Here is a 23,755-nt window from a genome sequence, read left to right on the forward strand (position 1 = left end):
GGCACCTCCCAGCGGGGGCTGGGGGCCTAGGGCCGGGCGGACCTCCGTCCTGCGCTCTCTCATGGCCCAAGCCTGCCGGACGCGGCAGCAACGCGCGCTCCGGCGGACCGCGGCGGCTCACCGGCCACCCGATACGGCACGCCGCGCGGCCCGGCGGCGGAGCCGGGCGCCGCGCGGCGGGAGTACCCGGCCGCGCCGCATCGTCTGGGCCATGCGAAGGACCGGACGGCCGCAGGGGTGTGGGAGTCGTGGCCGGGCGGGTAGGCGGGCCGAGAGCCACCTGAGGCGCAGCACCGTCGGGAGGAGCCGGCCACCATGCCCAAGCAGACCGTCGCCGAGCAGTTTGTCGACATCCTGGTGCGGGCGGGGGTGCAGCGGCTCTACGGAGTCGTCGGCGACAGCCTGAATCCGGTCGTGGACGCCATCCGGCGCAACTCCGGCATCGAGTGGATCCAGGTCCGGCACGAGGAGGTGGCCGCCTTCGCCGCGGGGGCGGAGGCGCAGCTCACCGGCAAGCTCGCCGCCTGCGCCGGCTCCTGCGGGCCGGGAAATCTGCATCTGATCAACGGCCTCTACGACGCGCACCGCTCGATGGCCCCGGTGCTCGCCCTCGCCTCCCACATCCCCTCCAGCGAGATCGGCACCAGCTTCTTCCAGGAGACCCACCCCGACCGGCTGTTCGCCGAGTGCAGCCACTACAGCGAACTGATCTCCAGCACCCGCCAGATGCCCCGCGTCCTGCAGACCGCCATCCAGCACGCCATCGGCCAGAGCGGTGTCGCGGTCGTCTCCCTGCCCGGCGACATCGCCGCCGAACCGGCCCCCGAGCGCGCCGTCGAGCACGCCATGGTCACCTCGCGCCCCTCCGTACGCCCCGGAGACTCCGAGATCGACAAGCTGGCGCGGATGATCGACGAGGCCGGGAAGGTCACGCTGTTCTGCGGCAGCGGCACGGCCGGCGCGCACGCCGAGGTGATGGAGTTCGCGGAGCGGGTGAAGGCCCCGGTCGGGCACGCGCTGCGGGGCAAGGAATGGATCCAGTACGACAACCCCTACGACGTCGGCATGAGCGGGCTCCTCGGGTACGGCGCGGCCTACGAGGCCACCCACGAGTGCGACCTGCTGATCCTGCTGGGTACCGACTTCCCCTACAACGCCTTCCTCCCCGACGACGTCACCATCGTCCAGGTCGACGTCCGCCCCGAACACCTCGGCCGCCGCACCAAGCTGGACCTCGCGGTATGGGGCGATGTCCGCGAGACGCTGCGCTGTCTGATCCCCAAGGTCCGGCCGAAGACGAACCGCAAGTTCCTGGACCGGATGCTGAAGAAGCACGCCGACGCGCTGGAGGGGGTGGTCAAGGCCTACACCCGCAAGGTGGAGAAGCACACCCCGATCCACCCCGAGTACGTCGCCTCCGTCCTGGACGAGGAGGCCGCCGACGACGCGATCTTCACCGTCGACACCGGCATGTGCAATGTCTGGGCGGCCCGCTACCTCAGCCCCAACGGCCGCCGCCGGGTGATCGGCTCGTTCAGCCACGGCTCGATGGCCAATGCCCTGCCGCAGGCGATCGGCGCGCAGTTCCTCGACCGCCGGCGGCAGGTCGTCTCGATGTCGGGCGACGGCGGGTTCGCCATGCTGATGGGCGACTTCCTCACCCTGGTCCAGTACGACCTGCCGGTGAAGGTCGTCCTGTTCAACAACTCCTCCCTGGGCATGGTGGAGCTGGAGATGCTGGTCTCCGGCCTGCCCTCCTACGGCACCACCAACCGCAACCCGGACTTCGCCGCCATCGCCCGCGCGGCCGGCGCGCACGGCGCCCGGGTGGAGAAGCCCAAGCAGCTGCGCGGCGCCCTGCGCGACGCCTTCCGGCACAACGGCCCGGCGCTGGTGGACATCGTCACCGACCCCCACGCCCTGTCGATCCCGCCGAAGATCAGCGCGGAGATGGTGTCCGGCTTCGCGCTGTCGGCCGGGAAGATCGTGCTGGAGGGCGGGGTCGGCCGGATGCTCCAGATGGCCCGCTCCAACCTGCGCAACATTCCCCGGATGTAGTGGCAACGGCGGCCGGGGAGGTCAGGCACGGGGCCCGCTCTGCGGCCGCAGTCGCAGCGTCAGGATCTGGAACGGGCGGAGCTCCACCGTGATGTCGGACGTCGGACCCGCCTCCTCCTCCCGCAGCGGACGCTCCAGCAGATCGGTCACGGTGGCCCGTTCGACCGGGAATCCCGGAGCGAGGGTGCCCCTCGCCCGGCCGCCCCGGGACTCGTACAGCCGCACCACCACATCGCCGCTGCGGTCCTCGGCGAGCTTGACCGACTCGACCGTGATGGCCGGGTGGTCGATGCGGACCAGCGGCGGCACGGGCGGTGCGGTGGCGGAACGCAGGGGGAGGTTGAGCGCGAGCCCCTCGGCGACCGCGTCGCCCACCTCGGCGCCCGGCAGCAGCGCGTAGGTGAAACGGTGCGCGCCCTGGTCGGTCTCCGGATCCGGGCTGTGCGGGGCCCGCAGCAGGGTCAGCCGTACGGTCGTGCCCAGGCCCTGGGCGTGCGGCGTACGGGTGACGTCATGGCCGTACGTCGAATCGTTGAGCAGCGCCACGCCGTAACCGGGCTCGGCGACGTGCAGCCAGCGGTGCGCGGGGATCTCGAAACGGGCCGCGTCCCAGCTGGTGTTGGTGTGGGTGGGGCGGTGCACATGGCCGAACTGCACCTCGGCGGTGGACCGTTCGGCGTGCACATCCAGCGGGAACGCGGCCTTGAGGACCTTCTCGGACTCGTGCCAGTCGATGTCGGTGAGGACGTCGAGGCGGCGGGACCCGGCGCGCAGCGTCAGCTCCTGGGAAACGCGCGAGGCGCCGAATGCCCTGGTCACCCGCACCGTGGCGGCCAGCGGCCCGGCCGTCACCAGCTCGACGGACTCGGCGTCGCACAGATCGGTGTGCCGGTGGCGGTAGTGCCGGTCGAGGTCCCAGGCGTCGTACTTGTTGGGATGGTCCGGGTGCAGCTGGAGCAGATTGCCGCGGCTGCCCGGGGCCAGGACCTCGCGTCCGGCGTGCAGATCGCGTACGGACGCCAGCAGGCCGTCGGCGTCGATGCGGACGCGGAGCAGTCCGTTGTCCAGCGTGACGGTGCCCGCCGCGTCGGTGCTCGAGCGGACGGACGCCGGCGACGGCGTGGGGGAGTGCGGGCCGGGCGGCCGGACGGTCGCCGAGCCCAGCGCGGGCACATGGACGGGGACGGCGGCACGCTCGTCGGACGCCCCCGTCGGCAGCTCGACGATCTCCTCCCGGTCGTAGGGCGAGGCATTGAACACCGTCGGCACCCCGGCCACTCCGGCGCCCGCCCCGCCCAGCGCCCCGATCGCCCCCTCGATGATCTCCGTCAGCTCCGCCGCCACCGCCGCATACGTCGCCCGCGCCTCCCGGTGCACCCAGGCGATGGACGAACCCGGCAGGATGTCGTGGAACTGATGCAGCAGAACGGTCTTCCAGAGCCGGTCCAGGGCGTCGTACGGGTAGGCGTACGCCCCGCGGTCCCCGCCCCGCACCGCCGCCGTGGCCGCCCACAACTCCGCCTCCCGCAGCAGATGTTCGCTGCGCCGGTTGCCCTGCTTGGTCTTCGCCTGCGAGGTGTAGGTCCCGCGGTGGAACTGGAGGTACAGCTCGCCCGACCAGACCGGCGCCGCCGCCCCGTACTCCTCGTGCGCCGCCGTGAAGAAGCGCGCCGGCGGCTCGATCGCGACGCGCGGTGAGCCCTCCAGGGAACGCAGCCGGCGGGCCCGCTCCAGCATCTCGCGGGTCGGCCCGCCCCCGCCGTCGCCCCAGCCGAAGGGGACCAGGGAGCGGGTGGCGCGGCCCTTGTCGGCGAAGTTGCGTTCGGCGTGGGCGAGTTCGTGGCCGTGGAGCTGCGAGTTGTAGGTGTCGACGGGCGGGAAGTGGGTGAAGACGCGGGTGCCGTCGATGCCCTCCCACCAGAAGGTGTGGTGCGGCATCTTGTCGCTCTGGTTCCACGACAGCTTCTGGGTCAGGAACCACCGCACCCCGGCCAGCCGCGCCAGCTGCGGGAAGGCCGCGGTGTAGCCGAAGGAGTCCGGCAGCCAGATCTCCTCGGTCTCCACCCCCAGCTCCTCCAGGAAGAAGCGCTTGCCGTGCACGATCTGCCGGGCCAGCGCCTCACCGCCGGGCATATTGGCGTCGGACTCCACCCACATCGACCCGACCGGCGCCCAGTTGCCCCGCCGTACGGCCTCCTTGATGCGCGCCCAGATGTGCGGCTGGTGCTCCTTGACCCATGCGTACTGCTGCGCCTGCGAGCAAGCGAACACCAACTCCGGGTATTCCGTTGCCAGTTGAGTGACATTGGCGAAGGTGCGGGAGGCCTTGCGCACGGTCTCGCGCAGCGGCCACAGCCACGCGGAGTCGATATGGGCGTGCCCGGCGGCCGAGAGGCGATGGGCGCTGGCGGCGGCCGGGCGGCTCAGCACGTCCTCCAGCGCGGCCCGGCCGGCCGCCGCCGTACCCGCGACGTCGTGCAGGTCCAGCGCGTCCAGCAGGTCCTCCAGGGCCCGCAGGATCTCGTGCCGGCGGGGGCGGTCGACGGGCAGCTCGGACATCAGCTCCGACAGCACCTCGATGTCCAGGACGAGATGCCAGACGGTTTCGTCGAGGACGGCGAGATCCGCGCCGGCGAAGCGGTACAGGGGGTGCTGTGGAGCGGTGCGGACATCGCCGAGGTCGGTGGGGCGGAAGTCGCGCAGCACCGCCGGGTTGGCGGCCGCCTCCAGCAGCAGCCGGACCTGCTCGCCGCCCTGCGCGGGGGAGGCCACGGGGATGTGCCGGTTGCGCGGATGGATCCCCTTGAGGGGTACGCCGTCGGCCGTGTGGACCAGCCCCTCCGCCTGGAAGCCGGGCCCGTCGCCGCTGAACCCGGGATCGATGACCGCCTCCACCCGCCGGCCCGCCCACTCCCCGGGCACCTCACCCGTCAGCCGGAACCAGCTCGTCGACCACGGCGGCCCCCAGGCCTCACCCACCGCGAACGGCTCGTAGGCGGCACCCAGCGCCTCCGCCACCGGCCTCGGTTCCCCGGGCGCATGCCACACGGCCAGCTCCAGCGGCACCCGCGCCGCGTACTGCGCGGGCCGGATGAACTGCCCCAGCGCCCGCTCCAGACGCCCCTCCACCAGCAGTCGGTCGTCGTGCACAGCGGCTCCTCTCGCGCGTACGGGATCTGTCCGGGTTCGGTCCCTGCGGTTACCGGAGGCATACCCATCGGAGAACGGGGCTCCGCATGGCGCGGTAAGGCGTCAGACGAAGCATGGCGCCTGGTGCGATGGGCATGCATCACCGTGAGGCTGTTCGAGGGAGAGCGCCGATCGTTGTCGGGGGCGGGGGAGAGCATGCGTCAGCCTGTGCGGCGCGAGGAACGGGACCGAGCGCACGAAGCGACCGAGCGGGGCGGGGGCGGGGCCATCGCCGCGCGAGCGCCGGGGGTGCTCAGACGCAAGGTCCGGCATGCGGATCTGCGGGCGGTCGGCGAGGTGCGCCGCGAGCTGCGGCTGCTGCTGAGCTGCTGGGCAGGGCCGGGAAGCGGTGAGGTCGAGGAGGTCGCCACGCTGCTGACCAGCGAGCTGGTCACCAATGCCCTGATCCATGCGGAGGGCGGCGCGGTCGTCACCGCCACGGTCGGCGACCGGCTGCGGGTGGAGGTACGCGACTTCGTCTCGGGACGCCCCGAGCCGAAGGCACCGACGACCGAGGGGACATCGGGCCGGGGTCTGGTGCTGGTCCGCTCCTTAGCGGACGCGTGGGGCATACGGTCCCACGGGGTCGGCAAAAGCGTGTGGTTCGAGCTGAGCGGCGGACCGGCCTGAGCCGGCATCGGGGGTGTGGGGTCGGCGCGGTCCGCCACCGGTCAGGCGAAGCGTTGCTCGATAGCGGCGAGCTTCTCCTCCAGGGAGTCCAGCCGCGGCAGCGACTGGGTGTCGTCCTCGGCGGTGAGGTCCACGGTCCGGCGCGGCTCGGCCGCGACGGCGGTGGTGCCGAGATCAGTGCCGGTCACGGCCTTGAGGGCCGGGCGGTAACGCACCGGCGAATCTGATGCGGGCAAGGGTCCTGGAAGGTCGGTGGATATGGCGGAATCCCGGTCGCCCATGTCCGCGGCCCCCGCGGTGGCCTGGGTGACGGTCAGCCGGCCGCCGCCCCTGCCGATGCCCCACGAACGGTGCTGCCGGTTGATGGCCTTGATCCGGGCCCGGTCGAGCTTGCCCTGCTCGCGACGGCGCAGCCGCCGCTGCTCCTTCGCCCGGCGGTCCTCCCGTACCTCCTCGACCGCCTCGTCCAGCGACCGTACGCCCTCCAGCAGCATCAGCGACCAGGCCCCGAAGGTCTCGCGGGGGGCCCGCAGCCAGCGGACGACCCGGATCTGCGGCAGCGGACGGGGCACCAGGCCCTGTTCGCGCAGCGCCGCCCGGCGGGTCTGCTTGAGCGCCCGGTCGAAGAGGACGGCCGCCGACAGCGACATCCCGGCGAAGAACTGCGGAGCGCCCGCGTGGTCCAGTCCGCGCGGCGCATGCACCCAGTTGAACCACGCCGCGGCGCCCGCGAACGTCCACACCAGCATCCGGGAGCCGAGCGCCGCATCGCCGTGGCTGGCCTCGCGCACCGCCAGTACGGAGCAGAACATCGCGGCACCGTCGAGCCCGAACGGCACCAAGTACTCCCAGCCCCCGGAGAGGCTGAGGTTTTGCACGCCGAAGCCGACCAGGCCGTGGAAGGACAGCGCGGCGGCGACCGCCGCGCAGCAGAACAGCAGCAGATAGGAGGCCGAGGCGAACACGGCCTCCTTGCGCCGTCGGCGTTCCTCGCTCCGCTCCCACGAGTCATCTGCCGGCCGGCCGGCCGCGCGTTTGCCGCGCAGGACCAGCGCCACGGCCGCCGTGACAGCCGCGATCAGCAGGACCGCCGGAACCAGCCAATCCAGCGATATGTCGGTCATTCTCATTCTGGGATTCCTTGCCTCGAGTACCTCGCATACGCGGTTTCGCGAGGCATCCTGGCGGAATTCCTCCCTCCCCCAGAGGGTTTCGAGGCAAGAGAACGCCAAGGGGGTGCCGGGGGCGGCAGATGAGTGATTGGTCCTCGAACTCCCTTAAGAATGCTGAGAGTTGAGTTCGATTCTGGTGACCCGAACGGGTGGTGTGTGGGTCAGGTGGTTGCGGTGAGGCGGGTGATGCGATCCGCGTCGCAGGTGCGGGGACAGGTGACGCAGGTGTCCTCGGGACGCAGTGTGTAGAACATGCAGCAGCTGGCGCGGTCGCGGGTGGGCAGCGCCTCGCCGTTCGGCCCGGTGAGCGTGCGGAATGCCGCGCCGCCGACGTACGGGGCGGTGGCCCCCGGCAGCAGCCGCTCCAGCTCGGCGACCGCGCGCGACTCCTCGCCCAGCAGATGCCCGAGGTACCACAGGCCCTCGACGATCTCGTCGGACGCCATGCCCCACAGTGCTCGCGGGCCGCGCCGCATCCGGCTCCGGAAACCGCCCAGCACGGGCTCGAGATGCTCGGCCACCGCCGCCCGCACCTCGGCCCGCAGCGCCTCCTCGTCCGGCACGACCCGGGCGCCGGGCAGCGCCGCCGCCGGGTCGTCCGGAAGGCACGCGAACGAGCGGACCCGCACCGCCATCCGGCCCAGCTCCCGCTGGAAGGCCACGTCCGCCAGGGGCAGCCGCGGCACCCGGCGGAGCAGGAACCAGGGGAGGGTGATCAGCAGACAGGCGGGCCAGGCGTAGCGGTGCAGCGCGAAGCCGGCGATGACGTCGGGACGGGCGCGCTGTCCGTAGTCCCGGAGGATCTGCGCGTCGTCCCAGGCGAGAAACGTGTCGAGGGTCTCAGCGCCGGCCGCGAGACCGGCCGTGGGCACCCAGCCGTCGCCGCTCGGTGGTGCCGCCTCCCACTCGGTCACCCGCAGGCCGGGGAACACCTCGGAGAGCCGGGCGTACGCGGCGGCCATGGGCTGCGTGAGCGGCGGGGCGGCGGGGGCAGAGGTCATGCGGGAGACCACCGAATCGCGATCGTTAGCAGGTAAGCCTTACCTTATCGAAGACTCTACCCGGGCCCGCTGAGGTGTGAACCGGCGCTGTGGGCGCCTATGGTGCTGGGAACGGTCAGGAGGAACCCCAATGGAGCAGGGCACAGCGGAACAGGAGCCGCGCGCACTCACGCGTACGCCCGCGCACGCCGGTTCCGCCGTGCCGCAGCCGATCGTGCCCCGGCAGCTGGCCCGGCCGCAGCGGCACTCCGTACGCGGCCAGGTGCTGGCCGCGCTGCGCGAGGCGCTGGTCGGCGGGGAGCTGGCACCGGGCGAGGTCTACTCCGCGCCTGCCCTCGCCGAGCGCTACGGCGTCTCGGCGACCCCGGTGCGCGAGGCCATGCAGCAGCTCGCGGGCGAGGGCGCCGTCGAGGTCGTGCCCAACCGCGGCTTCCGGGTCTGCGAACACAGCTCCCGCGACCTGGCCGAGCTGGCCGAGGTGCGCGCCATGCTGGAGGTCCCCGCGATCATCCGGCTGGCCAGGGCGCTGCCGCCGGAGCGCTGGGAGGAGCTGCGTCCGCTCGCCGACGCGGGGGTGAGCGCCGCCGCGCACGGCGACCGGGTCGGCTACGCCGAGGCGGACCGCGCCTTCCACCACGCGCTGATCTCGCTCACCGGAAACCGCCGGCTGACCCAGGTCAGCGACGATCTGCTGCGCGGCACGCAGTGGCCGGCCGGCGGCTCCCGGCTGCGTACCGCCGAACTGCTCGCGGACGCCTCCGAGCACACGGCGCTGCTGGACGCGCTGATCGCCCAGGAGCACGGGGTCGCCGAGCGCATCGCCCGCGAGCATCTGTCGGCGGCCCGGCACCCGCACTGAGCGGGCCGGCCCCGCGGGCTCAGCCGGGCAGCAGCTCCGTCAGTGGCAGCGCCGCGGCATCGGCGGCGGGCCGGGAGAGATACAGCTCGGCGTGGTAGAAGCCGTCGGCCTCCTTGCCGACGGTGGACAGCCCGCGCGCGGCCAGTGCGGCGAACGTCGCCCGCCGCTCCTCGCCGTCTGTGAACCGGCGCTGCCGGAACGTCCGCGTGGTCAGCTTCTCGGTCACCAGCCCGGCGCGGGTCAGCAGCGCGGAGACCGGGTCGTAGGACACCGTACGGAGCACGAACGCAGCGATCCACGGTGGCGCGGACACGCAGTCGAGGAGCCGGCCGAAGGTGCGCTCGGAGATGTAGCCGACGCCGCCGGTGACGGTGATCAGGTCGGTGCCGGCGAGTGCCGCGCGCAATTGCGGACTCGGGTCGTCGAGTTCCAGGTTCTCGGAGAAGCCCCGGTCGAGCAGACCGACCGACTGGGCGTAGTCGACCGCGTGTTCCGCCGAGTCGAGGCCGATCACCCGGGCCGCTTCGGGGCGGCGCCGGGTGGCGAAGAACTTCCGGTCCTCCTGGGCGAGCCGGGGCGTCGCGGGGCCGCCATGGCCGTGGCCGGCGTAGCGGCGGTAGAGGTCGGTGAGCGACAGCCGGTGGTTGAGCAGCGCGGCATTGACCCCGTACGAGCAGCACAGGTCGACGACGTTCAGCGGCGGTCGGTCGCTGCGGCGCCGTTGGAGGACTTCGGCCACGGCGCGGAAAACCGCCTGGCCGTGGTGCGGTATCTGGTACTCGAACGGTTGCAGAGTGGTGAAGTACCTGCGCGGATCCGGGCAGTTGTAGATCGCCTCGAAATCCGCCTTGCCCCAGTCGGTTGACGCGGTGGTATTGGACACTCCTGCTGCCACTGTGGACCTCCTGAAAGGGCGCCCCCAAAGGGAGCGGGTCCCGGAACAGCATTCAGGCCCGGCCGTCGCCTTGCACTGCGACTTGCGGCCATTCTCGGGGCCCGTGGGGCGGGGGCGCGCACCCGTGTCCGAGCCTCGCACAGGGGAACAGCCACCGCACCCCGGCCGATCCACCGCGGTAGGCGCACACTTCCGGCCAATCGGTTCGCCGGCCCGCATGGCCGACGACCGGGGGTTGACGGGGCGGGCGGGCCCGAGATGTGCGACCGACGGGCCCGGTCCGTACGACCGGCCCGTCGGCCCCGTACCTGGCGTAGGACGCCCTACGTCCTGATGCCCTGCGTCCCGATGCTTTGCGTCCTACGTCGCCCTGTACGGCCCGCTACGGCCCTGCGAGGCCGCTGCCGCCCTTGTGCCCCGCCTACGTCGCGGCCGGGTCGGGTGTGAGGTGATCGGCGAGCCACGTCGGCACCCCGCCCATGAGGCGGAACAGCCGGGCGGCCTCGGCGCGCAGCCGGGGCGCGTCCTCCGCCGGTGCCGCGTCGGCCAGCGCCGCCAGCGCGGGAGCCGTACCGACCAGGAAGCCCAGCTCCTCCCGGATCCGCAGCGACTCGGCGAAGCCGTGCCGGGCCTCGGTCAACTCGCCGTCACGCAGGGCGAGGCCGGCCAGATGGCGCCAGGTGAAGGACAGCAGCAGGGTGTCGCCCTGGGCGGCGGCGCCCGCGTGCGCGCGGCGGTAGGCGGCGCGCGCCGAGTCCGGGCTGTCGGCGACATGCTCGGCCATCAGCCCGCGCCGGAAGTCCAGCAGCGGCCGGCCCGCCGCTGCGGGGGCGAGCAGCGCGGCGGCCCGGCCCAGCGCCGAACGCGCCTCGTCGGCCCGGTCGCGGACGCCCAGCACCGTTGCCGCGTACGCGAGATGGCCGCGCTCGCAGGCCGCGCCGCCCCGCTCGTCGTCGTCGCCCGCCAGCGCCTCGGCGCCGCGCAGCGCGTCCTCGGCCGCGGCCCACCCGGTGGCGGTGAACATGCACCGCTCGACGAGGAGCGCGGCGCGGCGCAGCGCGGCGGGGGCGTGCCGGGCGGCGTGCGGCTCCAGCAGCGCGGCCGCGTCGTCCCAGCAGCCGCGGGAGCGCAGCCGCCACACGGCGCGCTCCAGGGGATCGTCGTCCGCGCCCGATCTCGCGGCCGGCACCAGGGGCGCCGGGAGTGTTGCCGGTGAATATTCCGATACCGGTACCGAAGACGATTCCGATACCGAGGTGGATGCCGGTGCTGATGTGGATTTCGGAGCCGATTCCGCGGACTTAACGGAATCCGCGGATTCCGCGGATCCTGACATGGCGGTATCCGCCACATTGCCCTCCCCGAGCGCGCCATTGAGCTGGAAGCTGGTGCCGTGGGCGAATCTCAGCACGAATTCCGTCGCGGGGCCAAGGGGGTGGGTGAATGATTTCACAATCGCCGGGAGGGCGGTCGGGCCCGGTGTCCCGGCCCTGATCGGCCGCGCTGCGCGTGGCGCGGCCGCCGTGCGGGCAAGCGCCGTTGACGTCACGCCGCCCGATCGGGGTACCTCGAACGGCGTACCGTGGTGCGTTCACCCGAAGAGCGGTCCACGGAGCCGGGGCGCCGGAAAATGCGCGGATCCCGCCGCTGGGCGACGGGATCCGCAGGATTACCGGCTCGGCCGGGTCAGCTCATCCGCAGCGCGAGGAAGAAGTCGAGCTTGTCCTCCAGCCGGGACAGATCGCGGCCGGTGAGCTGCTCGATCCGGCCCACCCGGTAGCGGAGCGTGTTCACATGCAGATGCAGGCGGGTGGCGCAGCGGGTCCAGGAGCCGTCGCAGTCCAGGAACGCCTCGAGGGTGGGGATCAGCTCGGCGCGGTGCCGGCGGTCGTAGTCACGCAGCGGGTCCAGAAGGCGGGCGGTGAAGGCGCGCCGGACGTCGTCGGGGACGAACGGCAGCAGCAGGACGTGCGAGGCCAGCTCCTCGTGCCCGGCGGCGCAGACCCGGCCGGGGCGGGCGGCGGCGACCCGGCGGGCGTGCCGGGCCTCCTCCAGAGCGCCGCGCAGCCCCTCGGCGGAGTGCACCGAGGCGCTGACGCCGACGGTGAGCCGGCCGTCGTTGTCCAGGCCCCGCCCGAGCGGCTCCTGGACGACGGCGAGCAGGTCATCGGCGTGCAGCCCGGTGGCCGTGACGTCCCCGGACTCGTCCGGCGTGGCGGGCAGCGGTACCAGCGCCACCGCCTCGTCGCCGGTGTGCGCCACCGCGATCCGGTCCGACGGTTCGGGCCCGAACGTGCCGGGATCGATCAGCACCTCCTCCAGCAGCGTCTGCGCCACCTGGCCGCCGGGGACCTCGCCGGACTCCCACTCGACCCGGGCCACCACGATCTGCCAGTGCGGGGCGCTGCCCAGCCCCGGCAGCAGCACCGGGGCCGCCACCCGCAGCCGGGCCGCGATCTCGGCGGGCGGGGCGCCGGTCTGGACGAGCTCCAGCACCTCCTGGGCGAGGCGCCGGCGCACCGTGCGCGCGGCATCGCGCCGGTCGCGTTCCACGGCGATCAGCTGGGTGACGCCGTTGAGCAGGTCGAGGCGTTCCTCGGGCCAGTCGCCGGCGTCCGCCTCGACGGCCAGCAGCCAGTCGGAGAGCAGCGTTTCGCGCAGGTCACGGCCGTCATGACGGATCGGGAAGAGGGAATACGTCGCGCCGCCGAGGGCGATGCGGTGCGGGCCGCGGCGGCCGGTGCGGGAGGCGGCCAGATGCTCGCCGGCGAGCCGGGCGCCGAGTTCGGCGGGCAGCTCGGGGCCGGAGTCCGCCAGCGTGGATCCGGCGATCTGCCGGCCGGTGGGGGACAGGACCCAGGCCCGCAGGTCCAGATCCGACCCCAGCAGGTCCAGGACGACCTCCGGACCGCCGCCCGTGGGCCCGGACGTCATCAGGCGCCGGTGGCGGTCCACCACGGCGGCCAGGTCGCCGGCCCGCTCGCTGGAGACCTGGCGTACGACGTACTCGGTGATGGACGCGAACGACACGTCCTCGACCACGGAGAACAGCGGCAGCCGGTGCCGCCGGCAGGCCTCGACGAGATCGTCGGGCACGGCCCCGAGCTCCGCCTCGCCCGCCGCGAGACCGGCGACGCCGGCCGAGGCCAGGATCCGTACGAACCGTTCGGAGTCCTCCGCCTCGCGGCGCCAGGCGAGGCCGGTGAGGACCAGTTCGCCGCCGGAGAGGTACCGGCTGGGGTCGCGGAGGTCGGTGGTCATCACACCGCGTACCGTTCGGTCCAGCTCGTCCTCGCCTCCGAGCAGCCTTAGGCCCAGAGTGTCGGTTTCCAGGAGTGCGCGGAGCCGCATGACCTCGCCCGCCGTTCTTTCGCTGTCTTGTGTGGCCGGTGGAATGCCGCGAGGTTTCAGAGCCTCGTCTTTCGTTCGAATCTACAAGACAGTGGGCTTGGCCAGCCAACCGCTTCATGGTTTCGGTGACTGCACCGGGTGGCCCCAGGGCGCGTTCACTTGCTCCAACCCGTTAACAAGACGTGAACAAGCTCCATGGCGACCAGGGCCCGAGGTCCTCACCATGAGCAGCGGACGACCCGAATATTTCGTAGAAGAGGCCACCCATGGACTTCCTTCGCCCCGCCAGCTGGGAGGAGGCGCTCGCCGCGAAGGCCGAGCACCCCACCGCTGTGCCCATCGCGGGCGGCACGGACGTGATGGTCGAGATCAACTTCGACCACCGCCGCCCCGAGTACCTGCTCGACCTGAACCGCATCGGTGACCTGAGCGAGTGGGAGGTCGGAGAGAAGACCGTACGGCTGGGCGCCTCCGTCTCCTACACCAGGATCATGGAAAACCTGCGGGGCGAACTCCCGGGCCTGGCACTTGCGTCGCACACCGTCGCCTCCCCGCAGATCCGCAACCGCGGCGGCGTCGGCGGCAACCTGGGCTGCGCCTCCCCGGCCGGCGACGCGCACCCCGCGCTGCTCGCCTCCGGCTGCGAGGTCGAGGTCGAGTCCGCCGCACGCGGCGCCCGCATGATCCCGATCGACGAGTTCTACCTCGGCGTCAAGCGCAACGCTCTGCAGCCCGACGAGCTGATCCGCTCGGTGCATCTGCCCAAGGCCGACGGCCCGCAGCAGTTCTCCAAGGTCGGCACCCGTAACGCCATGGTCATCGCGGTCTGCGCGTTCGGTATCGCGCTGCACCCCGAGACCCGTACGGTCCGCACCGGCATCGGCTCGGCCGCGCCCACCCCGGTCCGCGCCAAGGACGCCGAGATCTTCCTCGCCTCGGCCCTGGAAGAGGGCGGCTTCTGGGAGTCGGGCGCCCCGATCCCGCCGTCGATCGCCAAGCAGTTCGCGCAGCTCGCCTCCGGCGCCTGCAACCCCATCGACGATGTGCGCGGTAGCGCCAAGTACCGGCGCCACGCCGTCGGAATCATGGCGCGCCGCACCCTCGGCTGGACCTGGGAGTCCTACCGCGGCAACCCCCATGGCACAGAAGGAGGCGCACAGTGCGCGTGACATTCACCGTCAACGGCCGTCAGCAGGAGGCCGACGATGTCTGGGAAGGCGAGAGCCTGCTGTACGTCCTCCGCGAGCGGATGGGCCTGCCGGGTTCCAAGAACGCCTGTGAGCAGGGCGAATGCGGTTCCTGCACGGTCCGACTGGACGGCATTCCGGTGTGTTCCTGCCTCGTGGCCGCCGGCCAGGTCGAGGGCCGCGAGGTCGTGACCGTCGAGGGACTGGCGGACTTCGCCAAGCAGCGCGCCGAGCACGGCGGCTGTGCGAGCGGTGCCTGCGGCACCAGCCTCGACCAGGCCAAGCGGTGGGAGTCCAAGCCCGCCGACTCGCAGACCGGCGAGAACACCGAACTCTCGCCCATCCAGCAGGCGTTCATCGACGCCGGCGCGGTCCAGTGCGGGTTCTGCACCCCGGGCCTGCTGGTCGCCGCGGACGAGCTGCTGGAGCGCAACGACTCCCCGTCGGACGCCGACATCCGTGAGGCGCTGTCGGGCAACCTGTGCCGCTGCACGGGCTACGAGAAGATCCTCGACGCGGTCCGGCTGGCGGCCGCCCGCGGCGAGAACCAGACCGCCGGACAGGGGGCCTGATCGCCATGGCTGGTGCCACCCGTACACCCACCAACCTCACCCAGGGCGGCAAGACCGACGCCGGGATCGGGGCCTCCACGCTCCGCCCCGACGGGACCCTCAAGGTGACCGGCGAGTTCGCCTACTCCTCGGACATGTGGCACGAGGACATGCTGTGGGGCTTCACGCTCCGCTCCACCGTCGCCCACGCCGAGATCAAGTCGATCGACATCTCCGAGGCGCTCGCGACCTCCGGTGTCTACTCCGTACTGACCTACGACGACCTGCCCACCGACGTGAAGAACTACGGCCTGGAGATCCAGGACACGCCGGTTCTCGCGCACGGCAAGGTACGTCACCACGGTGAGCCGGTCGCGCTGGTCGCCGCCGACCACCCGGAGACCGCCCGCCGCGCGGCCGCCAAGATCAAGATCGAGTACGTCGAGCTGCCGGTCGTCACCGACGAGGCATCGGCCACGGCACCCGACGCGATCCTGGTCCACGAGGGCCGCGACGACCACCACATCGGTCACGTCCCGCACCCGAACATCGTGCACCGCCAGCCGATCATCCGCGGCAACGCCGACGAGGCCGCCAAGCGCGCCGATGTCATCATCAAGGGCGAGTACACCTTCGGCATGCAGGACCAGGCCTTCCTCGGCCCGGAGTCCGGCCTCGCCGTGCCCGGCGAGGACGGCGGCGTCGACCTCTACGTCGCCACCCAGTGGCTGCACTCGGACCTCAAGCAGATCGCGCCCGTCCTCGGCCTGCCCGAGGAGAAGGTGCGCATGACGCTCTCCGGCGTCGGCGGTGCCTTCGGCGGCCGCGAGGACATCTCGATGCAGATCCACGCGTGCCTGCTCGCGCTGCGCACCGGCAAGCCCGTCAAGATCGTCTACAACCGGTTCGAGTCCTTCTTCGGGCACGTCCACCGCCACCCGGCGAAGCTCTACTACGAGCACGGGGCGACCAAGGACGGCAAGCTCACGCACATGAAGTGCAAGATCGTCCTGGACGGCGGCGCCTACGCGTCGGCCTCCCCGGCGGTCGTCGGCAACGCCTCCTCGCTCGCGGTCGGCCCGTACGTCATCGACGACGTCGACATCGAGGCCATCGCGCTCTACTCCAACAACCCGCCCTGCGGCGCGATGCGCGGCTTCGGCGCGGTCCAGGCGTGCTTCGCCTACGAGGCGCAGATGGACAAGCTCGCCAAGAAGCTGGGCATGGACCCGGTCGAGTTCCGGCAGCTCAACGCCATGGAACAGGGCACGCTCATGCCGACCGGCCAGCCGGTCGACTCCCCGGCCCCGGTCGCCGAGATCCTGCGACGCATCAAGGCGATGCCGCTTCCTCCGGAGCAGCAGTGGCTGGCGGCCGGCGAGGGCGCGGACGTCCGCGCGCTGCCCGGCGGTCTGTCCAACACCACCCACGGTGAGGGCGTGGTCCGCGGAATCGGCTACGCCGTCGGCATCAAGAACGTCGGCTTCTCCGAGGGCTTCGACGACTACTCCACCGCCCGGGTGCGGATGGAGGTCGTCGGCGGCGAGGCGGTCGCGACCGTCCACACCGCGATGGCGGAGGTCGGCCAGGGCGGCATCACCGTGCACGCCCAGATCGCCCGCACCGAGCTGGGCGTCGAGCAGGTCACCATCCACCCGGCCGACACCCAGGTCGGCTCGGCCGGCTCCACCTCCGCCTCCCGGCAGACCTACATGACCGGCGGCGCGGTGAAGAACACCTGCGAGAACGTCCGCGAGAAGGTCCTGGAGATCGGCCGTCGCAAGTTCGGCACGTACCACCCCGCGTGGGCCACCGCCGAGCTGCTGCTCGAGGGCGGCAAGGTCGTCACCGACGGCGGCGAGGTCCTCGCGAACCTGGAGGACGTCCTCGAGGACGAAGCGGTCGACCTGGAGCTGGAGTTCCGGCACCGGCCCACCGAGGCGTTCGACCTGGTCACCGGCCAGGGCAACGGTCACGTCCAGTACTCCTTCGCCGCGCACCGCGCGGTCGTGGAGGTCGACACCGAGCTCGGCCTGGTCAAGGTCATCGAGCTGGCCGTCGCCCAGGACGTCGGCAAGGCGCTCAACCCGCTCTCCGTCGTCGGCCAGATCCAGGGTGGCACCACCCAGGGCCTGGGCGTGGCGGTGATGGAAGAGATCATCGTCGACCCCAAGACCGCGAAGGTGCGCAACCCCTCCTTCACGGACTACCTCATCCCCACGATCCTCGACACCCCGACCATCCCGGTCGATGTGCTCGAACTCGCCGACGAGCACGCCCCGTACGGGCTGCGCGGCATCGGCGAGGCCCCGACCCTGTCGTCCACTCCGGCCGTCCTCGCGGCGATCCGGAACGCGACCGGGCTGGAGCTCAACAAGACGCCGGTACGCCCCGAGCACCTCACCGGCACCTGAGCCGTCCGGGGGCGACCCCGGACAACCGGTTCCGGGCGGTACGCGATCAAGGGGTGTCCCTGTCCGTCCTCCTCCGCGTACCGCCCGGATCCCGCTCCACCTGCTCCACCCCCGCACCACGCAGTCGCTGCCCCGGCCTCCCCGCCGGGGCCAGTACCCAAAGCGTTCGTCTCGGGCCGTCCCCCGGGTCGTGCAGCCGAAGTTTCGTCCCAAATCTCGCAGTCGATGCGAGGGCCCCTTTGAACCTTGGGAGTTCAGGCACCATGACCCAGCAGTCCACTGAGCCGAAGACGGTGGCGGAAGACGCGGGCACCGGCTCGCTTCAGCCCGCCGGCCGCTCGTGGCTCGACCGGTACTTCCACATTTCCGACCGAGGATCGACCGTTGGCCGGGAGGTGCGTGGCGGCGTCACCACCTTCATGGCGATGGTGTACATCGTCCTCCTGAACCCGGTGATCCTCACCAGCGCCCAGGACATCACCAAGGCCCACCTCGACGCCGGCCAGGTGACCACCGCGACGGCCCTGGCCGCCGCCGTCACCACCATCGCCATGGGCTTCCTCGGCAACGTCCCTCTCGCGCTGGCTGCGGGTCTGAGCGTTTCCGCGGTGATGGCCTTCCAGGTCGCTCCCACGATGACCTGGGACAACGCCTGGGCGATGTGCATCATCTATGGTGCCGTGATCGTTCTCCTGGTCGTCACCGGCCTTCGTGAACTGATCATGAACGCCATCCCGTTGCCCCTCAAGCACGCGATCACCATGGGCATCGGTCTGTTCGTCTGCCTCATCGGCCTGGTCCAGGCGGGCTTCGTCACCTCGATGCCCGGTCCGGGCGGCATTGCCGGCTCCAAGCCGATCCAGCTCGGCACCACCGACATGCTCACCGGCTGGCCCGTCGCCTGCTTCGCCTTCACGGTCCTGCTGATCTTCCTGCTCCAGATCCGCAAGGTTCCCGGCGCCATCCTCATCGGCATCGTCGGCGGCACGATCGTCGCCGCGATAGTCCATCAGCTGGCCGGTCTGACTCCCAAGGACTGGGGCGGCATCAACGCCCCGGTGCTTTCCGGCTCCCCCGTCTCCTCCCCCGACTTCGGCCTGCTGGGCCATGTTTCCTTCAGCGGTCTGGGCGACGTCGGTGGCATCACCATCGGCGTCATCGTCTTCACGCTCGTCCTGGCCGGCTTCTTCGACGCCATGGGCACCATCATCGGCATCGGCCAGCAGGCAGGCCTCGCCGACAAGGACGGCAAGATGCCGGGCCTGAACAAGGCCCTGGCCATCGACGGTGCCGGCGGCATCGTCGGCGGCCTCGCCGGAGCCTCCGGCCAGACCGTGTTCGTCGAGTCCACCGCGGGCGTCGGCGACGGCGCACGCACCGGCTTCGCCAGCGTCATCACCGGCCTCGGCTTCGCCCTGTGCCTCTTCTTCACCCCGCTGGCACAGGTCATCCCGACCCAGGTCGCGGCCGCCGCCCTGGTGGTGATCGGCTCGATGATGCTGACCAACGCCAAGCACATCAACTGGGACGACCCGGCGACCTCCATCCCGGTGTTCCTGACCACCGTCCTGATGCCCTTCACCTACTCCATCACCGCGGGCATCGCGGCCGGTTGCATCGCCTACGTCGCGATCAAGGCCGTACAGGGCAAGTGGCGGGAGCCCGGCTGGCTGATGTGGGTCCTCTCCGTGGTGTTCCTGGCCTACTTCGCGCTCAGCCCGATCGAGCAGTGGCTGGGCGTGCACCACTGATCCGCCCCTTCCTTCATCCGTAATCCGTTAGGAGACCGACATGCTGGACATCGCCGAAGAGCTGCACCGGTGGGTCGAGCAGGGACGCGATTTCGCGGTGGCCACCGTCGTGGCCACCAACGGGAGCGCACCCCGCCAGCCAGGCGCCGCCCTCGCCGTCGACACCGACGGCACGGCGATCGGGTCGGTCTCCGGCGGATGCGTGGAGGGCGCCGTCTACGAGCTGTGCCAGGAGGCGCTGGAGACCGGGATACCGGTCCTCGAGCGCTTCGGCTACAGCGATGAGGATGCCTTCGCCGTGGGCCTGACCTGCGGCGGCATCATCGACATCCTCATCACCCCGGTACGTGCGAGCGGCCGTGGATCCGCCGCCGACAGTGGATCCCCCGGCGCCCCGGTGGACAGCACTGCCGAGACGCTCGCCGCCGCGCTGGCCGCCGCCGCCCGTGGGGAGGCGGCGGCGGTCGCGCGGATCATCGAAGGCCCGGCCGAACTCGTCGGCCGCGCCCTGCTCGTCCGCCCCGACGGCAGCCACACCGGCACGCTGGGCGGTCACCCGGCCCTCGACCGTACGGCCGTCGAGCAGACCCGTGCCCTGCTGGACGCGGGGCGCACCGCGACCATGGAGATCGGAGCCGACGGCTCGCAGTGCGGCCGGCCGGTCGTCCTTCTCGTCGAATCCTCCGTCCCCGCCCCCCGCATGATCGTCTTCGGCGCCATCGACTTCGCCTCCGCGCTCGTCCGGGTCGGCAAATTCCTCAACTACCACGTCACCGTCTGCGACGCCCGGCCGGTCTTCGCCACCAGGACCCGCTTCCCGGACGCCGACGAGATCGTCGTCGACTGGCCGCACCGCTACCTCGACTCCCAGGAGCTCGACTCCCGCACGGTCCTGTGCGTGCTGACCCACGACGCCAAGTTCGACGTCCCCCTGCTGGAGCGGGCGCTCAAGCTCCCCGTCGCCTACGTCGGCGCCATGGGCTCGCGCCGCACCCACCTCGACCGCCAGCAGCGCCTGCGCGACGTCGGCCTGACCGAAATCGAACTCAACCGGCTGCGCTCGCCCATCGGCCTCGACCTCGGCGCCCGCACCCCCGAGGAGACCGCCCTCTCCATCGCCGCCGAAATCGTCGCCAACCGCCGCGGCGGCACCGGCACCCCGCTGACCGGCGCCCACACGCCCATCCACCACGACACGGCCCGGCCGGTGGGGCGGATCGGGTCGGTGGCCTGAGGGCCACGGGACTCACGGGACCGGCGGCCCTGACACCGCCGGCCCCGTGTGGCGGCTCCGGGACGCCGCGGCCGCCGGGGCCATTGCGGACGCTGACCGACCGCAATGGCCCCTACCCTCCCCTCATGACCACGCGAACCGCCGCTCCCCTCCTCGCCACCCGCGCCCTCGGCCGCGCCACCCTGGCTCGTCAACTGCTCCTGGAGCGTGCCGAGTTGACCGCGATGGAGGCCGTGGAGCGGCTGCTCGGCCTGCAGGCCCAGGCACCGCGCCCGCCCTATTACGCGCTCGCCGCCCGCCTCGCCGGCTTCCGTCCGCAGGAGCTGTCCGACCTCCTCGGGACCCGCCGGGCCGTACGGATCTCCGCGATGCGCTCCACCATCCACCTGCTCAGCGCCCGCGATGCCCGGCTGCTGCGGCCGCTCACCCGCGCGGTGCACGACCGCACCCTGCGCGGCAGCTTCGGCAAACAGCTGGCCGGCGTCGATCTGGACCGGCTCGCCGAGGTGGCCCGCGCGCTCGTCGAGGAGCGGCCGCTGACGTTCAAGGAGCTGGGGGCGCGGCTCCAGGAGGAGTGGCCGGAACGCGAGAGCCGGGCGCTGTCGATGGCGGCCCGTCAGCTGCTGCCGCTGGCCCAGGTCACCCCGCGCGGCCTGTGGGGCCGCAGCGGACAGGTCGCACACACCACGCTGGAGGCCTGGCTGAGGGAAGGCGCCGCCACCAGGGGACCGGCGCCGGACTCGGACCGCGTGCCGGACCCCGACCCGCAGGAAGCCCTCCCCGGCGTTCTCCTGCGCTACCTGGCGGCGTTCGGCCCGGCCTCCGTGAAGGACATGCAGACCTGGTGCGGGCTGACCCGCCTCCGCGAGGTCGTCGAACCGCTGCGCCCCCGCCTGCGCACCTTCCGCGACGAGAACGGCGCCGAACTCTTCGACCTGCCCGACGCGCCCCGCCCCGACCCCGACACCGAGGCGCCCGTCCGCTTCCTCCCCGAGTTCGACAACATCGCCCTCTCCCACGCCGACCGCACCCGGATCCTCGCCCCCGAACACCAGGGCCGCACCTGGGACCGCAACATCGCCTACCGCGTCCTGCTCCTCGACGGCACCATCCGCGGCCTGTGGAACATACAACTGGCAGGCGAATCCGCGGAGTTGACGATCGAGCCGTTCGCCCCCCTCACCCGCGCCGAGCGCGCCGCGGTCGAGGAGGAGGCGAGCGGAGTGCTGCGGATGACGGCGCCGGAAGCCACGTACGACCTCCGCTACGGCCAGGTCGCCGGACGTATCTGAAAGGGAGGGACACCGCGCCGCGAAGCCCGGCTCTCGACGGCGGTCGTCCGACGGCGTTCGACGCTAGCGGTCCACCCGCGGCCCCGCCTCGAAGGCCTGGGCGACGGCGAGGCTGTCCTCGTAGACATGATGCCTGGTCACAAGGCCGTGCTCGATCGTGAGGTGCAGGGCGAACCGCGCGCGATAGGCGCGCCCGGTGGACCGGGCCGTCTGCCGGATCTCGCCGAGCACGACCGCATCGTCGCCGTCGACGAGGATCCGCTCGATCTCGGTGGCCGCGAGCCCCGGCACGTGGTGCTCGGCAAGCTCGCGATAGTGCGCGGCGGCGTCGGCGCGGGTGTGCCGGTGGCGGATCCACGGGGTGGCCGGACGGCCGTGCTCGGCCTCCGGCCAGTCCAGCTTCCAGTCGCCCCGCTCGGCATACAGCTCCGCGATCCTTCCGGGATCACCCTCGCCGATCCGGCGCAGCAGTTCCTCCACCACCGCGCGGGTGCTCGTGGGTGTGGTGGCGGTCGTGGGCGTGGGCATGGCTGATCCCCTCGGTCCGGAACCCGCATCGCTCTGACGCGGAGAGACCGCCCATCTTTACGGTGCCGGCCGTCGGCGGCGATTACTTCCCAGGTAAGCGCGGGCACCGGCCCCGCCCGTCGCGGCCCGGTGTCGAAGGTTCGTCAACTCTCGTATGCGAGGCAAAGTCGGGAGAACAACCTGTAGATGTGGGCCTAAGAGGTTGCTATAGTCCGCATGCGCGACCGCAAGGGTCGAGATTCGGCCGATCGCCATTCTGGTTCCACGCCGCCGGGCGGCGGCATCACCGTCCGCCATTTCGCCCATACGCCGAAAGACGGCATACCTCCGCAGGGCAGCCGGCCCCGGTGATGCCGAGGTAACCGCGCCCCCGCGACACCGGCGACCCCGGTGCCCGACGCGGAGCCGTCGCAGCAGGCAGGAAGCACCCGTACACCGCCCTCGGCGCCTTCCCGGCGGACCGTGTCGGGCCCCTGAGTGCTTCTCCCCCCCACCTTGCCGCTTCCGTACAGCGCTGCCGTGCCACGTCCACCGCGTTGATGTTCCGAGAGGGAGAAAGCGATGAAAAAGAGGACTCTGCGGGGTCTCGCCACAGGGAAGGCGCTGGTCATAGGCGCCCTACTGGCCGTGGCGGCACCAGGAATCGCGTACGCCAACACCGTGAGCGTGACGGTGAAGACTCCCGGGGCCACCCTCGGGCCCGTGGGCACCTTCGCCGAGATCTCCACCCATGCGGACTGCGGCGGCGGGCTCATATCCGGTGGCGGGATCAACCAGGCCATCGGCACCGGCACGGCGTCCAATGGCAACCATGTGAACGGCACCGCACCCAGTCCCGACGGCAGCACCGAATACACCGGGTCCACCGGGGTCGTCGGCACCGATGTCACGCACTGGCTCGGCATCGGCGGAAGCGGGGGCGCGGTGGACGCCGATTTCTCCACCACGCCGTACGCGGTGTGTTTCAGCAGCAATCTGATCAACCACACCCAGGTGGTCATGAACAAGATCGCCGGGCCCACCACCAGCGGGACGGTGGGCCTCGTCGTGGCGACCTGCCCGGCCAATACGCGCCTGCTCGGTGGCGGTGCCCGCAACACCCCGGCCAGTGTCGGCAGCCTCAAGCCGATCGCGAGCTTCCCCACGTTCAACAACGCCGCGCACGACTTCGGTCAGAAGGCCGCGGCCGACGGAGAGACCAACCCCGACTCCTGGGCGGCCGTCGGATGGAACGGCGGCGGAGGCAACAGCAACAACACGACCTACGCGTACGCGATCTGCAGCGGAAACAACATCAACGTCAGCGGCACCACGGTGAAGGTCCGCCACAGCGAGGTGAGCGGCCCGACCGCGGCGACCGCGGGGCAGACCGCGACGGTCGGCTGCGGCGTCGGGGACGGGAGCCTGGTCAGCGGCGGCGCCGCCATCAGCGGGGGCGGCGTGACGGCCACCGACTTCACGGGGCCGGGCTCGGGCGGCGATCACCTCAACGGGAGCTTCCCGAGCGACGCCGGCGGCAACCCGGTCGGCGACGGGGCCACCACGGCGGCGTACTGGACGGCCTTCACCCACACCGGCGGAGCGAGCTCGCCGAATACGTACTCCGACGTCTGGGCGCTGTGCGCCGACGACGGAATCTGAGA

The 23,755-nt window shown here is 71.8% G+C and carries 17 protein-coding genes; 10 read left to right on the top strand and 7 right to left on the bottom strand.

Annotated features, from left to right (window positions below; translation table 11 throughout):
* Positions 1 to 315: 315 nt before the first annotated feature.
* Positions 316 to 2,058 carry a pyruvate dehydrogenase gene (locus tag ACIRPT_RS32760; protein WP_403833756.1) on the top strand — a complete coding sequence of 581 codons (1,743 nt, stop codon included), beginning with the start codon at positions 316 to 318 and terminating at the stop codon, positions 2,056 to 2,058.
* Positions 2,059 to 2,079: 21 nt separating this feature from the next.
* Here the strand turns inward: ACIRPT_RS32760 and ACIRPT_RS32765 are convergent, their stop codons facing one another.
* Positions 2,080 to 5,208 (bottom strand): alpha-mannosidase, encoded by a 3,129-nt coding sequence (locus tag ACIRPT_RS32765; protein ID WP_403833758.1) that lies wholly within the window; start codon positions 5,206 to 5,208, stop codon positions 2,080 to 2,082.
* Between the two features lie 195 nt (positions 5,209 to 5,403).
* On the opposite strand from ACIRPT_RS32765, the gene ACIRPT_RS32770 reads away from it, so the two are divergent.
* Complete coding sequence (locus tag ACIRPT_RS32770) at positions 5,404 to 5,877, top strand: ATP-binding protein (RefSeq protein ID WP_403833760.1); 474 nt, start codon at positions 5,404 to 5,406, stop codon at positions 5,875 to 5,877.
* 41 nt (positions 5,878 to 5,918) lie between these two features.
* Here ACIRPT_RS32770 and ACIRPT_RS32775 read toward each other — a convergent pair whose 3' ends face one another.
* Both ACIRPT_RS32775 and ACIRPT_RS32780 read right to left on the bottom strand, forming a co-directional pair.
* Positions 5,919 to 7,007, bottom strand: coding sequence for a DUF2637 domain-containing protein (locus tag ACIRPT_RS32775; protein WP_403833762.1), 1,089 nt, complete (start codon positions 7,005 to 7,007; stop codon positions 5,919 to 5,921).
* 203 nt (positions 7,008 to 7,210) lie between these two features.
* A complete protein-coding gene (locus ACIRPT_RS32780; protein ID WP_403833764.1) occupies positions 7,211 to 8,050 on the bottom strand; it encodes a (2Fe-2S)-binding protein in 840 nt (279 codons plus the stop codon).
* Positions 8,051 to 8,180: 130 nt separating this feature from the next.
* On the opposite strand from ACIRPT_RS32780, the gene ACIRPT_RS32785 reads away from it, so the two are divergent.
* Positions 8,181 to 8,909: a GntR family transcriptional regulator gene (locus tag ACIRPT_RS32785; RefSeq protein ID WP_403833766.1), complete on the top strand. Its 729-nt coding sequence runs from the start codon at positions 8,181 to 8,183 to the stop codon at positions 8,907 to 8,909.
* Positions 8,910 to 8,928: 19 nt separating this feature from the next.
* Here the strand turns inward: ACIRPT_RS32785 and ACIRPT_RS32790 are convergent, their stop codons facing one another.
* The 3 genes from ACIRPT_RS32790 to ACIRPT_RS32800 form a co-directional block, all read right to left on the bottom strand.
* Positions 8,929 to 9,792 carry a hypothetical protein gene (locus tag ACIRPT_RS32790; RefSeq protein ID WP_403833768.1) on the bottom strand — a complete coding sequence of 288 codons (864 nt, stop codon included), beginning with the start codon at positions 9,790 to 9,792 and terminating at the stop codon, positions 8,929 to 8,931.
* 433 nt (positions 9,793 to 10,225) lie between these two features.
* The gene (locus ACIRPT_RS32795; protein WP_403833770.1) at positions 10,226 to 10,993 is read right to left on the bottom strand and encodes a hypothetical protein; all 768 of its coding nucleotides are present in this window, start codon (positions 10,991 to 10,993) and stop codon (positions 10,226 to 10,228) included.
* Between the two features lie 497 nt (positions 10,994 to 11,490).
* On the bottom strand, positions 11,491 to 13,155 hold the full coding sequence (locus ACIRPT_RS32800; RefSeq protein ID WP_403833773.1) for a PucR family transcriptional regulator: 1,665 nt from the start codon (positions 13,153 to 13,155) through the stop codon (positions 11,491 to 11,493).
* A gap of 266 nt (positions 13,156 to 13,421) precedes the next feature.
* Here ACIRPT_RS32800 and ACIRPT_RS32805 point away from each other — a divergent pair, with 266 nt between their 5' ends.
* The 6 genes from ACIRPT_RS32805 to ACIRPT_RS32830 all read left to right on the top strand — a co-directional run bounded on the left by ACIRPT_RS32805 (position 13,422) and on the right by ACIRPT_RS32830 (position 21,584).
* On the top strand, positions 13,422 to 14,324 hold the full coding sequence (locus tag ACIRPT_RS32805; protein ID WP_403833775.1) for an FAD binding domain-containing protein: 903 nt from the start codon (positions 13,422 to 13,424) through the stop codon (positions 14,322 to 14,324).
* Complete coding sequence (locus ACIRPT_RS32810; protein ID WP_403833778.1) at positions 14,315 to 14,914, top strand: (2Fe-2S)-binding protein; 600 nt, start codon at positions 14,315 to 14,317, stop codon at positions 14,912 to 14,914. The genes ACIRPT_RS32805 and ACIRPT_RS32810 overlap by 10 nt, the downstream gene beginning before the upstream one ends.
* Before the next feature lie 5 nt (positions 14,915 to 14,919).
* Entirely contained in the window at positions 14,920 to 17,307 is a 2,388-nt protein-coding gene (locus ACIRPT_RS32815; protein ID WP_403833781.1) for a xanthine dehydrogenase family protein molybdopterin-binding subunit, read from the top strand.
* 263 nt (positions 17,308 to 17,570) lie between these two features.
* Positions 17,571 to 19,058, top strand: coding sequence for an NCS2 family permease (locus ACIRPT_RS32820; RefSeq protein ID WP_403833784.1), 1,488 nt, complete (start codon positions 17,571 to 17,573; stop codon positions 19,056 to 19,058).
* Positions 19,059 to 19,098: 40 nt separating this feature from the next.
* A complete protein-coding gene (locus ACIRPT_RS32825; RefSeq protein ID WP_403833786.1) occupies positions 19,099 to 20,292 on the top strand; it encodes an XdhC family protein in 1,194 nt (397 codons plus the stop codon).
* Between the two features lie 125 nt (positions 20,293 to 20,417).
* Complete coding sequence (locus tag ACIRPT_RS32830) at positions 20,418 to 21,584, top strand: winged helix DNA-binding domain-containing protein (RefSeq protein WP_403833789.1); 1,167 nt, start codon at positions 20,418 to 20,420, stop codon at positions 21,582 to 21,584.
* A 63-nt stretch (positions 21,585 to 21,647) separates the two neighbouring features.
* Here the strand turns inward: ACIRPT_RS32830 and ACIRPT_RS32835 are convergent, their stop codons facing one another.
* A complete protein-coding gene (locus ACIRPT_RS32835) occupies positions 21,648 to 22,112 on the bottom strand; it encodes a nuclear transport factor 2 family protein (protein ID WP_403833792.1) in 465 nt (154 codons plus the stop codon).
* A gap of 561 nt (positions 22,113 to 22,673) precedes the next feature.
* On the opposite strand from ACIRPT_RS32835, the gene ACIRPT_RS32840 reads away from it, so the two are divergent.
* Positions 22,674 to 23,753 (top strand): hypothetical protein, encoded by a 1,080-nt coding sequence (locus ACIRPT_RS32840; RefSeq protein WP_403833794.1) that lies wholly within the window; start codon positions 22,674 to 22,676, stop codon positions 23,751 to 23,753.
* The last annotated feature ends 2 nt before the right edge of the window (positions 23,754 to 23,755 follow it).

This window comes from Streptomyces sp. NPDC101227, assembly GCF_044767545.1.
In the GTDB taxonomy this organism is placed as follows: domain Bacteria; phylum Actinomycetota; class Actinomycetes; order Streptomycetales; family Streptomycetaceae; genus Streptomyces.

What these genes read in the sequence shown, in the direction of transcription:
- ACIRPT_RS32800 (WP_403833773.1), bottom strand. Translation starts at nt 13,155, where the DNA reads ATGCGGCTCCGCGCACTCCTGGAAACCGACACTCTGGGCCTAAGGCTG.
- ACIRPT_RS32815 (WP_403833781.1), top strand. Translation starts at nt 14,920, where the DNA reads ATGGCTGGTGCCACCCGTACACCCACCAACCTCACCCAGGGCGGCAAG.
- ACIRPT_RS32780 (WP_403833764.1), bottom strand. Translation starts at nt 8,050, where the DNA reads ATGACCTCTGCCCCCGCCGCCCCGCCGCTCACGCAGCCCATGGCCGCC.
- ACIRPT_RS32830 (WP_403833789.1), top strand. Translation starts at nt 20,418, where the DNA reads ATGACCACGCGAACCGCCGCTCCCCTCCTCGCCACCCGCGCCCTCGGC.
- ACIRPT_RS32825 (WP_403833786.1), top strand. Translation starts at nt 19,099, where the DNA reads ATGCTGGACATCGCCGAAGAGCTGCACCGGTGGGTCGAGCAGGGACGC.
- ACIRPT_RS32770 (WP_403833760.1), top strand. Translation starts at nt 5,404, where the DNA reads ATGCGTCAGCCTGTGCGGCGCGAGGAACGGGACCGAGCGCACGAAGCG.
- ACIRPT_RS32840 (WP_403833794.1), top strand. Translation starts at nt 22,674, where the DNA reads ATGAAAAAGAGGACTCTGCGGGGTCTCGCCACAGGGAAGGCGCTGGTC.
- ACIRPT_RS32805 (WP_403833775.1), top strand. Translation starts at nt 13,422, where the DNA reads ATGGACTTCCTTCGCCCCGCCAGCTGGGAGGAGGCGCTCGCCGCGAAG.
- ACIRPT_RS32775 (WP_403833762.1), bottom strand. Translation starts at nt 7,007, where the DNA reads ATGAGAATGACCGACATATCGCTGGATTGGCTGGTTCCGGCGGTCCTG.
- ACIRPT_RS32785 (WP_403833766.1), top strand. Translation starts at nt 8,181, where the DNA reads ATGGAGCAGGGCACAGCGGAACAGGAGCCGCGCGCACTCACGCGTACG.
- ACIRPT_RS32760 (WP_403833756.1), top strand. Translation starts at nt 316, where the DNA reads ATGCCCAAGCAGACCGTCGCCGAGCAGTTTGTCGACATCCTGGTGCGG.
- ACIRPT_RS32820 (WP_403833784.1), top strand. Translation starts at nt 17,571, where the DNA reads ATGACCCAGCAGTCCACTGAGCCGAAGACGGTGGCGGAAGACGCGGGC.
- ACIRPT_RS32835 (WP_403833792.1), bottom strand. Translation starts at nt 22,112, where the DNA reads ATGCCCACGCCCACGACCGCCACCACACCCACGAGCACCCGCGCGGTG.